General features: G+C 75.9%; 9 protein-coding genes. 6 read left to right on the forward strand and 3 right to left on the reverse strand.

Annotated elements, in window-relative coordinates:
• The first annotated feature begins 48 nt into the window (after window positions 1–48).
• The 5 genes from dpgC to ACFQRF_RS04375 all read left to right on the forward strand — a co-directional run bounded on the left by dpgC (window position 49) and on the right by ACFQRF_RS04375 (window position 9,132).
• Entirely contained in the window at window positions 49–1,359 is a 1,311-nt protein-coding gene (gene dpgC, locus ACFQRF_RS04355) for a (3,5-dihydroxyphenyl)acetyl-CoA 1,2-dioxygenase DpgC (RefSeq protein WP_379869057.1), read from the forward strand.
• Window positions 1,356–3,035, forward strand: a complete 1,680-nt coding sequence (locus ACFQRF_RS04360) for a thiamine pyrophosphate-binding protein (protein ID WP_379869059.1) — start codon at window positions 1,356–1,358, stop codon at window positions 3,033–3,035. The genes dpgC and ACFQRF_RS04360 overlap by 4 nt, the downstream gene beginning before the upstream one ends.
• Window positions 3,036–3,540: 505 nt before the next feature.
• A complete protein-coding gene (locus ACFQRF_RS04365) occupies window positions 3,541–5,001 on the forward strand; it encodes a benzaldehyde dehydrogenase (RefSeq protein ID WP_379869060.1) in 1,461 nt (486 codons plus the stop codon).
• 77 nt (window positions 5,002–5,078) lie between these two features.
• The gene (dpgD, locus tag ACFQRF_RS04370) at window positions 5,079–5,900 is read left to right on the forward strand and encodes an enoyl-CoA-hydratase DpgD (RefSeq protein WP_379869062.1); all 822 of its coding nucleotides are present in this window, start codon (window positions 5,079–5,081) and stop codon (window positions 5,898–5,900) included.
• Window positions 5,901–6,336: 436 nt separating this feature from the next.
• On the forward strand, window positions 6,337–9,132 hold the full coding sequence (locus tag ACFQRF_RS04375; protein ID WP_379869063.1) for a helix-turn-helix transcriptional regulator: 2,796 nt from the start codon (window positions 6,337–6,339) through the stop codon (window positions 9,130–9,132).
• Between the two features lie 28 nt (window positions 9,133–9,160).
• Here ACFQRF_RS04375 and ACFQRF_RS04380 read toward each other — a convergent pair whose 3' ends face one another.
• The 3 genes from ACFQRF_RS04380 to ACFQRF_RS04390 form a co-directional block, all read right to left on the reverse strand.
• Window positions 9,161–9,856, reverse strand: a complete 696-nt coding sequence (locus ACFQRF_RS04380) for a class I SAM-dependent methyltransferase (RefSeq protein ID WP_379869064.1) — start codon at window positions 9,854–9,856, stop codon at window positions 9,161–9,163.
• 319 nt (window positions 9,857–10,175) lie between these two features.
• Window positions 10,176–11,270: a sensor histidine kinase gene (locus tag ACFQRF_RS04385; protein ID WP_379869065.1), complete on the reverse strand. Its 1,095-nt coding sequence runs from the start codon at window positions 11,268–11,270 to the stop codon at window positions 10,176–10,178.
• Entirely contained in the window at window positions 11,267–11,911 is a 645-nt protein-coding gene (locus ACFQRF_RS04390) for a response regulator (RefSeq protein WP_379869066.1), read from the reverse strand. Before ACFQRF_RS04390 ends, ACFQRF_RS04385 begins: the two co-directional genes overlap by 4 nt.
• A 175-nt stretch (window positions 11,912–12,086) precedes the next feature.
• On the opposite strand from ACFQRF_RS04390, the gene ACFQRF_RS04395 reads away from it, so the two are divergent.
• The gene (locus ACFQRF_RS04395; RefSeq protein WP_379869068.1) at window positions 12,087–12,923 is read left to right on the forward strand and encodes a DUF4344 domain-containing metallopeptidase; all 837 of its coding nucleotides are present in this window, start codon (window positions 12,087–12,089) and stop codon (window positions 12,921–12,923) included.
• Window positions 12,924–13,067: the final 144 nt, after the last annotated feature.

The raw sequence follows: 13,067 nt of genomic DNA on the forward strand, positions 1-13,067 counted from the left end.
GCGGGGACACCGGACGGCGCGGTCCCGAGCCCGCCCGGGGGGTGCGTGGTGCCGCCCGAGGACGCCGCGGCGCTGGGCGCCCGCGTCGAGGCGGGCGAGGAGCGGCTGGCCGCACTGCCCGCCCGGCCCGCCCGCGACCCCGCCCAGCACCGCGCCGCCGCGCTGGTGCACGACGCCTGCCGTACGGCCCGCGCCGGATTCCTGCGCCTGCACGCCGAGACGGTCTACCGCCGGCTGACCGCGAACCTGACCCGTCCGCGGCGGATCGCCGACCTCGTCCACGCCGCGGCCACGGAGTTCCCCGGCCTGGTGCCCACCCGCGAGCAACTCGCCGAGGAGCGCCGACGGCCCCAGGCCGCCAAGGAGGGGCGCGAGATCGACCAGGGCATCTTCTTCCAGGCGGTGCTGCGCTCCCCGGAGTGCGGAGAGCACCTGCTGGAGGCCATGCGGCTGCCCACGGACCGCGCCGTCGCCCTGCTTCCGGAGTTCCGCGCGACGGGACGGCTGGACCTCGGTCCGGTCCGGATCGAACGGCGCTCGGGCGCGGCGCACCTGACCATCCACAACGAGCACTGCCTCAACGCCGAGGACGACGCGCTCACCGCCGCCATGGAGACGGCCGTCGACCTCGCGCTGCTCGACGAGGAGGTACGGGTGGGCGTGCTGCGCGGCGCGGTGATGACGCACCCCCGCTACGCCGGCCGGCGGGTGTTCAGCGCCGGGATCAACCTGTCCGAGCTGCACGCGGGCCGGATCTCGTTCGTGGACTTCCTGCTCGGCCGTGAACTGGGTTACATCAGCAAGCTGTGGCACGGGCCGGCGGTCCCCGGCGGCGCCGAGGGGTGGCACCACCCGGCCGGCAAGCCGTGGATCGCCGCGGTGGACACCTTCGCCATCGGCGGCGGCATGCAGCTGCTGCTGGTGTTCGACCACGTGATCGCCGCGGCCGACGCCTACTTCAGCCTGCCCGCCGCGCAGGAGGGCATCGTGCCCGGCGCCGGGAACCTGCGGCTGGGGCGGCTGGCCGGCGGCCGGCTGGCCCGCCGGGTGATCCTGTCGGGCGCCAAGATCCGGGCGGCGGCGCCGGAGGGCCGGCTGATCTGCGATGAGGTCGTGGACCCGCGGGACATGGACGCCGCCGTCGAGGCCGCCGCGGCGCGGCTGTCCGGCCCCGCCGTCGCGCCCAACCGGCGCATGCTCAACCTCGCCGACGAGCCGGCCGACGCCTTCCGCCGCTACATGGCGGAGTTCGCGCTGGAGCAGGCCATCCGGCTGTACGCCGACGACGTGCTGGACAAGGTGGAGCGGTCCTGGGCCCGGCCGGAGCGCCCGCGCGCCGGGGCGGTGACGGCCGGATGAGACCGATCGAGGCCCTGCTGCGGGTGCTGCGGGACGAGCGGGTGGACCGGGTGTTCGGCAACCCGGGCACCACGGAACTGCCGTTCACGGACGCGCTCGCCGACGCCCCGGACATCGAGTACGTGCTCGGCGTGCAGGAGGGCTCCGTCGTCGCCATGGCCGACGGCTACGCCCGCGCCACCGGCCGCCCGGCCTTCGTCAGCCTGCACGTCGCGGCCGGGCTGGCCAACGGCCTGGTGGGCCTGCTCAACGCCCGGCGCTCGCGCACGCCGCTGGTGGTGACGGCCGGGCAGCAGGACCGGCGGCACCTCGTCCGCGACCCGATGCTCTCCGGCGACCTGGTCGGCATCGCCCGCCCCGCGGTGAAGGCCGCGTTCGACGTACAGCACGCCCACGACCTGCCGGTGCTGCTGCGCCGCGCGTTCGCGCTCGCGGTGCGGCCCCCGGCCGGGCCGGTCTTCCTCTCCGTCCCCATGGACCTGCTGGCCGAGGACGCCGACGTGGCGCTGCCGGCCCGCTCCGCGCCGCCCGCCCCCGGCCCGGCCACCGGGCTCGCCGAGGCGGCCGGTCTGCTGGCCGCCGCCCGCGCCCCCGTCGTGGTGGCCGGGGACGGCGTGGGCCGGGAGGGCGCGGTGGCCGAGCTGACCGCGGTGGCCGAGGCGCTGGGCGCGGTCGTCTACCACCAGCCGATGAACGACGGCATCAACTTCCCGGGCTCGCACCCGCTGTTCGCGGGGGCGCTGGAGCCGGTCGACGCCGAGATCCGCCGCGCGCTGGACGGGCACGACGTCGTCCTCGTCGTGGGCACGCACGCCTTCATGGCGCACCACTACACACCGGCCGACCCGATCCCGGAGTCGGCGCGGGTGGTGCAGATCGACTCCGATCCCGACGAGGTCGGCCGCAACTTCCCGGTGGCCGCCGGGCTGGTCGGCGGCCTGCGGCCCACGCTGGCCGCGCTCGCCGGGCGGCTGGCCGGCCGGGTGCCGGCCGCGGCGGAGCGGACGGCCGCCGCCGGTGAGCGGGCGGAGCGCCGCCGGGCCCGGCTGGCCGCCGAGGTGCGCGCGGCCGTCTCCGCGCGCGCCTCGGCGCCGCTGGACCCGCTGGCGGCCGTGCACACGGTGGCGTCGGCGCTCCCGGCGGACGCCGTAGTGGTGGAGGAGGCGATCACCGGCGGGGTGCTGCTGCGCCGGGTGCTGCGTCAGGACCGCCCGAAGTCCTACGTGCACACGGTGGGCGGCGGGCTGGGGTCGGGGATCGGGATGGCGGTCGGCACCCGCCTGGGCGATCTGCGCCGCCCGGTGGTGGCGGTGCTGGGCGACGGCTGCACGCTGTTCGGCCTGCAGGGGCTGTGGTCCGCCGCCCGCTACCGGGTGCCGGTGACCTTCGTGGTGCTCGCCAACGGCGAGTACCGCACGCTCAAGGAGACGCTGGACCGCCGGGACGGCGCGTCCCGCCGGACCGGCCGCTACGTCGGCCTGGACCTCTCCCCGCCGCACCTGGACTTCCGCCGGGCGGCGGAGTTCTTCGGGATCGCGTCGGTGCGCGTCACCGACGCCGGCCGGCTGGCCGCGGCGGTGGCCGCGGGGCTGGCGTCGGATGGGCCGCTGCTCGTGGACGTGCCGGTGACCGGGCACGGTTCGGACCGCCGGCTCTCCGGGGAGGATCCCCCGTGATATTGCCGGCCCGGGACCGGGACGACGTGCGTACGCCCGCACGGCGCCACCGGCTCCTCCCCCGGTCTCCAGACACCCGACGCTCCGGGCGGCAACGGCCGCCGACCCGGCCGCCGCGATACCGGGACCGGCGCGGGCCGCCGCCCGGTAGCGGATCGCGCGCCGACGCCGCGCCCGCGAAGGCCGCCGGACACGACAACGCACCATCAGAGGAACGCCGCCCCCCGCTCCTCGTCAACGAAGGGGGTCCCCGGCCCGGACCGCCTGCCGGTCCAGCGGAGGGCCGGGTCCCCCTCAGCACCAGCCGGGTCGCACCAGCCCGGTCCACCCGAAGATCGGAGGTCGCTGTGCCGGTTCGGTTCTCTCTCAGCACGTCGTGCGCGCCTGGTTCCCGCGGCGTGGCCAACGCCGTGCCCCCGAGCAGGTGCGCGGCGAAACACCGCCTCCGCCGCCGCGTACCGTCCCATTCCCGGCCGGAAGGCCGGGACGCGCGCGGAGGGATCCGGTGACGCCCGGGCTCCTGGTGCCCGCCGCCGAGGGGGCGGCCTTCGGCGACGGCCGGCGGACGCCCTCGGGCGGCGCCATGGCGTCGGTGGAACCCGCCACCGGGCGGGTGCTCGCGACGGTGCGGGCCGCGGACGCCTCCGATGTCCGGCGCGCCGCGGACGCGGCACGGCGCGCGCAGCCCGCCTGGGCGGGGCTGGCCGCCACCGAGCGCGCCGCCGTGCTGCGCCGGGCGTCCCACCGGCTCGGCGAGCACGCGGCCGAGGTCGCCGAGTGGCTGGTCCGCGAGGGCGGGGCCGTCCCGGCCAAGGCCGACGCCGAGATCCGGTCGGTGCGGGACGAACTGCGGGTGGCCGCCGACCTGGCCACCAGGGCACCGGGGACGCTGCTGCCGACCCCGCCCGGCCGTACCAGCCTCGCCCGGCGGGTCCCGCTGGGCGTGGTCGGAGTGATCAGCCCGTGGAATTTCCCGCTGCTGCTGGCGATGCGCGCGGTGGCGCCCGCGCTGGCGCTCGGCAACGCGGTGCTGCTGAAGCCCGACCCCAACACCCCGGTCGCGGGCGGCCACGTGGTGGCGCGGTTGTTCGAGGAGGCGGGACTGCCGGACGGCGTGCTGCACGTGCTGCCCGGCGACGCCGAGCCGGGCGCGGCCCTGACCGCCGATCCGGACGTCGCGATGGTCGCGTTCACGGGTTCCACCGCGGTCGGGCGCCTGGTCGGCGCCACCGCGGGGCGGCTGCTCAAGCGCGCCTCCCTGGAACTCGGGGGCAACAACGCCCTGATCGTGCTCGATGACGCGGACCTCGATGCAGCGAGTTCGGCGGGCGCGTGGGGGTCGTTCTTCCACCAGGGGCAGGTGTGCATGGCGGCCGGCCGGCACATCGTGCTGGAGGCGGTGGCCGACGAGTACCTCGGCCGCCTCGCGCGGCGGGCCGCGGCGCTGACGGTGGGCGACCCGTGGCGGGACAAGGTGGACCTGGGTCCGCTGATCAACGACGCGCAGGCGGACCGGGTGCGCCGGATCGTCGCCGAGAGCATGGCGGCGGGCGCCCGGGTGTGCGCGGGCGGCACCGGCGAGGGGCGGTTCCTGCGGCCGACCGTGCTCGCCGGCGTGACGCCGGAGATGCCGGCGTTCAGCGAGGAGATCTTCGGCCCGGTGGCCCCGGTGACCGTGGTCGCCGACGAGGACGAGGCCGTGGAGGTCGCGAACCGGACCGAGTACGGCCTGGTCGCCGCCGTGCAGACCGGCTGCGAGCGGCGTGGCGCGGCGGTGGCCGAGCGGCTGCGCACCGGGATCGCGCACGTGAACGACCAGACGATCGGTGACGACGCGTTCGTGCCGTTCGGTGGCATGGGCGCCTCCGGCAACGGCACCCGCTACGGCGCGGAGCAGAGCTGGGAGGCGTTCACCCAGTGGCGGTGGCTGACCTCCCGGCCGCGGGCCGAGGCGCTTCCGTTCTAGACCGGGCACCGCGGATCGACCGCCGGGCCGCCCGTGCGGGGGTGCGCGGGAGGCGCCGGCGCAGGAAGGAGACGACCGTGCCGAACCGGCTGCCGGACGGTGAACGTCCGCGCGTGCGGTACGAGAAGAAGGACCGCGTCGCCTACGTGACGCTGGACCGGCCGCACGTGCTGAACGCCATGGACCTGGCGACGCACGCGGAACTCGCCGAGATCTGGGACGACTTCGAGCGCGACGACGACGTCTGGGTCGGTGTGCTCACCGGCGCCGGGGACCGCGCGTTCTCGGTGGGCCAGGACCTGAAGGAGCTGGTACGGCGGACCGAGGAGGGCGCCGCGGCGCCCTCCTCCTTCGGCAGCGCGGGCCGGCCGGGATGGCCCCGGCTCACCGAGCGCTTCGGCCTCGCCAAGCCGCTGGTGGCGCGGGTGAACGGTTACGCCCTGGGCGGCGGGTTCGAGCTCGCGCTGGCCTGCGACATCATCGTCGCGGTGGAGGAGGCGGAGTTCGCGCTGCCGGAGGCGCGTCTGGGGCTGGTGGCCGGGGCGGGCGGGGTGTTCCGGCTGACCCGGCAGCTGCCGTTGCGTACCGCGCTCGGCTACGCGATGACGGGGCGGCGCATCCCCGCGGCGCGCGCACTGGCGCTCGGCCTGGTGAACGACGTGGTGCCGGCGGCGGAGCTGGACGCCTGCGTGGCCGGCTGGGTGGCGGACCTCCTGGCCTGCGCTCCGCTCGCCGTGCGCGCGGTCAAGGAGGCGGCGCTCGCCTCCGCGCACCTCTCCCTTGAGGAGGCGTTCGCCGGTTCGTACCGGTGGGAGCGGGCGCGCATGCACAGCCACGACGCGGTGGAGGGGCCGCGGGCGTTCGTGGAGAAGCGGCCGCCGCGCTGGCGCGGGGCCTGAGAGGCGGGCGGGAGAGCGCCGGACCGGACGGCGCGCCGGCGGCGAGCGGTGCGGAACCGCTCGCCGCCGGCGCGTGTGCGTGGTGGCGCCCGACTCCCCGGACGTGATGTCCGCCACATCCGGACGGACGGCCAGGGGCGACCGGCGCCCAGGGGGCGTACCCGCCGAGCGGCCACCACCGCTGGTCAACCACCTCGCCACACCGTGCGCCGGACCCGCCAGAGAACCCGAGGGAACGAACTACATTTTTCATATATACCGGAAATTCTGCATGGTTGCCGGTCATAGTTCGGATTTCATAATCTGACCCACATAAGCACCAGAAAACTCACATTCCACTAATCCGGTTTTTCCGCCGTCCTCCGTACACCGCACAAATCCACCCGGGCACACCACCGATATCCATACGACGGAATAACGCACGTGGGGGCAGTAGATGGGGCTGGTCGAGCGCGATCACGAACTGGGAGCGCTACGGGAGGCGTTCAGCGAGGCCGCACGGGGACGAGGCGCGATCGCGGTGGTCAGCGGCCCCACCGCCAGCGGCAAGAGCGCCCTGCTGTACGCCTTCACCGACGTGGCCACCGAATCGGGGGCACTCGTCCTCAGCGCCACCGGCTCACGCGAGGAGCAGCCGATCCCCTTCGGCGTGATCGATCAATTGCTGCACGCCGCCCCGGCCGAGGGAGAACCCCTGGAATCCCCGCTTCCGGCGGCCGGCCCCACCCGGGCCCCGGAGCCCGCCGGACCCGGCGTCACCACGTCCGGCCACGCGCGCGTGATCGACGACGCCTGCCGGGTTCTCCTCGACCTCGCCCGGACGTCCGCTCCGCTGGTGATCGCCGTGGACGACGTCCAGTTCGCCGACCCGCTCTCGCTGCGGTGCCTGTCCTTCCTCGTCCGGCGGGTCCGCTCGGCGGGCGTGCTCGTCGTCGTCACCGAGTCGGCCGGGGCCCGGCCGACGGACGCGGCGTTCGCGTCCGAACTCCGGCGGCAGCCGAACTCCCGGCGGGTCCGGCTGTCCCCGCTCTCCCCCGCCGGCGTGGCCGCACTGGCCGCCCAGCACCCGGGACTGCCCGCCACCGACGGCTTCGCCGCCGAGATCGCCCGGCTGAGCGGCGGCAATCCGCTGCTCGCCCGCGGCCTGATCGAGGACGCCCTCGCCCACCCGGGCGGTGACGGCCGGCCCCACGGCGGCGAGGCGTTCGGCGAGGCGGTCCTGGCCTGCCTGCACAGCGCCGGGCCGGACGTCCTGGCCGTGGCGCGCACGCTCGCCGTCCTCGGGCCGCCGCCCGCCCCCAAGCTCATCGCGCGGTTGCTCGGCACCGACACCGCCGCCACGGCGCGCTGCCTGCGGATCCTGCGCGTGACGGGCGTCCTGGACGCCGACGGGTTCCGGCACCCCCGCGCCCGCTCCGCCGTCCTGGACAGCATCCCCGCCGAGGAACGCGCCGGGACCCGGCTGCGCGCCGCCGAACTGCTGCACCGCGACGGCGCCGACGCCGCGGAGGTGGCCGGCCTGCTGCTCGCCGCCGGCCGGGCCGACGGCACGTGGGCGATGGCGGTCCTGCGCGAGGCGGCCGACCGTGCTCTCGCCGCCGACCGCGTGGACGAGGCCGTGCAGTACCTGGAGCTGGCCTACTGGTCGTTCCCCGAGCAGCAGGGCGCCGCGATCACGATGATGTTCGCCCGCCTGGAGTGGTGGGACGATCCCCAGGCCGCCGGCCGGTACCTCTCGTGGCTGACCCGTGCGCTGCACGAGGGCCACGCGCCGTTCGGCACGGCGCTGGCCGGGACCAAGTACCTGCTCAGCTACGGCCGGGTGGAGGACGCCCGCAAGGCGCTCGCCGTGCTGGCCGGCGCCACATCGGCCCTCGACGCCGACGCCCGCGCCGAACTGCACGCCTTCCGGACCTGGCTGCGCGTCACCTACCCGGCTCTGGCCGACGAGCTTCCCGCGCCGCTGCCGGCGGCCGCCGCGGACGGGCCCACGCCCGCCGCCTGCGACGACCCGTGGCCGCGGGCCGGCCGGCTGCTCGGCGACGTGCTGGCCGGCGGGGGCGGCGAGCGGGCCACCGACGAGGCGACCGAGATCCTGGAACGGTGCCGGCTGGACGGCACTCCGCCGGAGGCGATCGACGCCGCGCTCACGGTGCTGCTCCTCCGGGACCGTCCCGACCTCGCCGCCCCGTGGTGCGCCGCGCTGCTGCGCGAGTGCGGCGAACGCGGGACCGGCAGCGGCGGCGACGCCATGCGGGCCGTCCTCCTCGGCGTCCAGGCCGACATCGCGCTGCTGCGCGGCGACCTGCCGGCGGCGCGCCGGGCCGCCGCCGAGGCGCTGCGGACCAAACGGCCGGAGGCGTGGGGGGTGCGCGTCGGCGCACCGCTGGCCACCCTGCTGCTGGCCAGCAGCGCCATGGGCGCCCGCGACGAGGCCGAGGCCCTTCTCGACCACGCCGTGCCCGAGGCCATGTCGCAGACCGTGCACGCCCCGCGCTTCCTCTACGCGCGCGGCCGCCACCTGCTGGCCACCGACCGGCTGCACTCCGCGCTCGCCGACTTCCGCACCTGCGGCGAGCTCATGGCCCAGTGGGGAGTCGATGTGCCCGCGCTGGCGCCCTGGCGGACCGGCATCGCCGAGGTGCTGCTGAGGCTGAACCGGCGCGCCGAGGCCCGCGAGCTCGTGGAGGAGCAGCTGGCACTGCTCGGCGGCGCGCGCACCCGTGGCCACGGCGCGTCGCTGCGGCTGCTGGCCGCCACCCGGGAGCCCCGGCAGCGGCCCGCCCTGCTCAAGGAGGCGGTGCACCTGCTCCAGGAGCGCGGCGACCGGCTGGAGCTGGCCCGCGCGCTGGTCGACCTCGGCCACGCGCACCGTTCCCTGGGCGACGCCGGGCGGGCCCGGATGGTGGTGCGGCGCGCGTGGCACCTCGCCAAGGAGTGCCGGGCCGAGCCGCTGCTGGCGGGGCTCTCCACCCTGCAGGAGCACACCGAACCGGTGGCGGTCGCCGCCGGCTCCCCGGAACGCGCGCCGGGCATCTCCGCGCTCAGCGACGCCGAGCGCCGGGTCGCCGCCCTCGCCGCGCAGGGCCACACCAACCGGGAGATCGCCGGCCGGCTCTATATCACGGTGAGCACGGTGGAGCAGCACCTCACCCGGGTGTACCGCAAGCTCAACGTCCAGCAGCGGGCCAATCTGCCCACCGCCTTGTCGTTCTGCTCAGTGCAGGGGTGAGGGCCGCCACCGCCGGCCCGAAGGGCGCTCAGCCCAGCCGGAAGTAGACCATCGGGTTGGCGGCCGACGCGCGTATCGGCTCGCCCAGGTCGAGGCGGCGCCGCAGCGCGGTCAGCCGGTCGAAGGTGCGCGGCGCGCGCGCCGGGGCGGCGGTGAAGTACCGGGTCCCGGTGCGGGAGAGCCACTTGAGCACCTCGGCGCCCTCGCTGAACGGCAGCGGGCGGCGGCGGTGGAAGACATCGTGCACGCTGACCAGCGCGGGCGCGGGCATCCGGGGCAGCAGGCTGTCCAGGTACCAGCGGGCGAAGGACGCGGTGTGCGCGGCGTCGATGAAGAGGTGGTCGAGGTCGGCCGGGCACCGGTCGGCCAGCCGCCGGATGTCGCCGTGCCGGAACTCCCAGCCGGTCGCGGCCAGTTCGGGCGGCACCCGGCGGACGGCGCCGTCGGCCGGGCCGATGCTCACGAGCCGGCCGTGGCCGTTGTCCCGCAGGGCCTGCAGGATCCACGTGGTGGACCAGCCGTGCAGGCACCCGGCCTCCACCACGCACCGGGGCCGGCCGGCGCGCAGCAGCAGGTAGGTGACCTCGGCCTCGATGTCGTCGAGCCGCGCGCGCAGGTCACGGCTGTTGCGGTGCAGCTCCCGCTGCCTCGCGCGCACCGCCCGCAGCGCGTCCGCGTACTCCAGGTAGAGGCCGACGATGTAGTCCTCGGTGAGGTCGCGCACGGATGCTCCGCCTTCCATGACGGCTGGGGGGCCGGCGTGGTCGTTCCGCCGCGCGGCTCGCCCGGGGCTGACGGCGGCCGCTCGTGGACGGGGTGCGGCGGACCGGCTTTCGGGGTCGGCCCGGCCGCGGGACCACGCTAGGCGGGGTCCGTCGGGCCGGGCATCACCTGCCGGTACGGTCCGGGCGCTGGCTCTCAGGTATCAGCCGGACACGGACCGCACGCCGCCCAGCACGTTAACGACGGCGCGGGCGGCGGGCCAACCCCTAGGACGCCCCTACCAGCGCCGTTCCGGCCCCTGTGCTCGGCGCCCGGGCCGCTCAGGCGGCGGGCAGCCGGGCCTCGACCCGGAAGCCGCCGCCGTCCACCGGCGCGGCGCGCAGCGTGCCGCCGAGATGGTGCGCGCGTTCCCGCAGCCCCAGCAGGCCGTGGCCGCCGCCGGGAAGCCGGAGCGGGGGTGCCGCCGCCGGGCCGTTGGCGATGTCGATGACGAGCGCGGCGTCCTCGTAACGGAGACCGACGTCGACGGTGGCGCCCGGGGCGTGCTTGCGGATGTTGGTCAGGGACTCCTGCACGATGCGGTAGGCCGCCCGTTCGACGGGCTCGGGCCAGCGGCGGCCGGGCGGCAGGTCGATGGTGGCCGTGACGGGCATCCCGCTGGAGTCGAGCAGGCCGCGCAGTTCGTCCAGCGTGGGCTGCGGGGTGAGCTCGGTGCCGCGGGCGCCGGCCGCGCGCAGGACGCTGACCATGTGCCGGAGTTCGGTGAGCGTGGTGACGCTCAGCCGGCGCAGCTCCCGGGCGGCCTCGCGCACCGCGGGATCGGGGTGCGCGGCCTGGAGGGCGGACGCCTGGACGCTCATCAGGCTGACCTGGTGGGCGACGACGTCGTGCATCTCGCGGGCCAGCCGCGCCCGTTCGGTGGCCAGTGCGCGCTCTTCGATGAGCTGGCGCTCATGGCGCTGGGTGGCCTCCAGGTCGGTGATGCGCGCGGCGAGTTCGCGCCGGGTGCGCACCAGCATCCCGATGACGGTGGGCGCGAGCCCGGTCAGCGTCGCGTAACCGACGCCGAGCAGCGTGCGGGTGTCCAGGGCCGGGGGGTGGGTTCCGTCGAGGAAGGACCGGACGTCCACGAGGGCGATGACGACGGCCCCCAGGACGGCCGGCCACGGCCGCCGGTACCGCTCGGCCAGGCTGTAGACGGCGAACATCGGCGCCAGCCACAGGAATCCGGTCCACTGCCCGGGCAGCGCGAGCAGCAGGGCCGCCTCCGGCCGGTGGCGGCGCAGCAGCAGGCCGGCGGCGGCGAGCAGCGCCAGCGCGCGGGCCGTCGGGTTCCCGGGGTCGGTGACGATGAGGCCCTCGACCGCGGCCAGCGCGGCGGGCAGGCCGATCGCCGCCCAGCCGGGGGTCCTCACGGCTCGGCCGCCGCCGCGGCGAGTCCGCACTCGTGGGCGAGCACCGCGGCCTGCACGCGGTTGCCGACCCCGAGCTTGCCGAGCAGCACGCTGATGTGCTCCTTGACCGTGCCGCTGGCCAGGTGCAGCCGGGCGGCGATCTCGGCGTTGGACAGCCCGAGGGCGAGCAGCCGCAGGACGTCCTTCTCCCGCGTGGTGAGAGTCCGCACGCGTTCGGCGCCGCGCGGGCGGGACCGCTGGCGCACCACGCTGCGGGTGACGGCGGCCGACAGGGCGGTGACGCCGCATGCCAGCAGCCGCACCGCGTGGATCAGTTGTTCGGGCTCGGTGTCCTTGAGCAGGTAGCCGGCCGCGCCCTCGCGCAGGGCGGTGGTGATGTACTCGTCGGTGTCGAAGGTCGTCAGCATCGCCACCGCGGGCGGCCGCGGCCGGGCGCGGATCCGGCGCAGCAGGGTCAGGCCGTCGACCTCGGGCATGCGGACGTCGAGCAGGACCACGTCGGGCCGCTGCTCCTCGACGGCGCGCACCGCCGAGGGGCCGTCGCAGGCGCCCACGACGTCGATGTCGGCCGCGGTGCCGAGCACCATGCTCAGCCCGCGCCGCACCAGCGCTTCGTCATCAACGATCAACAATCGGGGCATCAACCCCTTTATACCTCCTTACCTGCGGTTTTACCCAATATGCGGTCCGCCGGGGCGGCGGCCCGGCCCACCCGTGTCCTCCTCCCCGCGGAGGAGGGCCCGCCGGCCGATCGGCGGGCGATCGCCGCCCATCGGCGGGTAGCCGCCACGGCCAAGGGCGTGCAGCATCACACCCATGAATCGGTTTCGGATCCGCCAAGCGATGCCCAAGTCGCGCCGGGCCCGCCTCGCGGTGCCCGCGCTGCTGTGCGCACTGCTGGCCGCGGGCGGCTGCTCCCTCCCCCAGCAGACCGCGCCGGTCAGCCACGACCGCGTGGCCGCGTTCCCCGCAGCCGCCTCCCTGACCGTCGGCTACGACTCCCCCGGCAAGGGGCAGGACGCCGACGCCGCCTTCCTGCGCGAGAGCCGGACGATGGAGGACCTCGCCGACCGGATCAACTCCGACTTCCTCCTGCCCGCCCCCATCACCATCACGGGAACGTCCTGCGGCGCACCGGACGCCTACTACGATCCCGCCCAGTCCGGGATCACCATCTGCTACGAGTACGTCCGGGACGCGCGCGACGGCTTCACCTCCCAGGGGGCCGAGGACGTCGACGGCAAGGTGCTCGGCCTGCTGACCGAGACGGTCTTCCACGAGGCCGGCCACGCGCTCATCGACAAGCTCGCGCTGCCGATCACCGGACGCGAGGAGGACGTCGCCGACCAGTTCGCCGCCTACATGCTCATCGGCACCGACATGGAGCCCCGGCTGCGCGGCGCCCTCGCCGACTACGAGCGGCGCGCCGAGGCTCCGGGCGGCAACATCGTGCATCCCTCCGACGAGCACTCGCCGAACGGCCAGCGGTCCGGGAACTACCGCTGCTACCTCTACGGGGCGGCGCCGGACCGCAACTCCGACCTCGTCGACGGCACGTGGCTCACCGAGGACCGTGCGCAGATGTGCGGTGACACGTGGCACAAGCTGCAGGCCGGGCTGGACAACCTGCTGGATGAGCACCGCGCGGCCTGACGCGCGGGGCGCGCGGCCGGCCGGCCCCGGACGCCGGCCGCGCGCCGCGGAACGGGCACCGGGAACCGTCCTTCCGGACCGTCCCATGGCATGAAGGGCGTCGGTGGGTGTCGAGTTGATCTCGACACCCACCGAATCCCATTC

The organism is Marinactinospora rubrisoli (assembly GCF_042664915.1).
GTDB classification, from domain to species: domain Bacteria; phylum Actinomycetota; class Actinomycetes; order Streptosporangiales; family Streptosporangiaceae; genus Marinitenerispora; species Marinitenerispora rubrisoli.

Bases quoted from the DNA above. Each gene is read 5' to 3' on its own strand.
- ACFQRF_RS04360 (WP_379869059.1), top strand. From the start codon at position 1,356: ATGAGACCGATCGAGGCCCTGCTGCGGGTGCTGCGGGACGAGCGGGTG.
- ACFQRF_RS04375 (WP_379869063.1), top strand. From the start codon at position 6,337: ATGGGGCTGGTCGAGCGCGATCACGAACTGGGAGCGCTACGGGAGGCG.
- ACFQRF_RS04390 (WP_379869066.1), bottom strand. From the start codon at position 11,911: ATGCCCCGATTGTTGATCGTTGATGACGAAGCGCTGGTGCGGCGCGGG.
- ACFQRF_RS04395 (WP_379869068.1), top strand. From the start codon at position 12,087: ATGAATCGGTTTCGGATCCGCCAAGCGATGCCCAAGTCGCGCCGGGCC.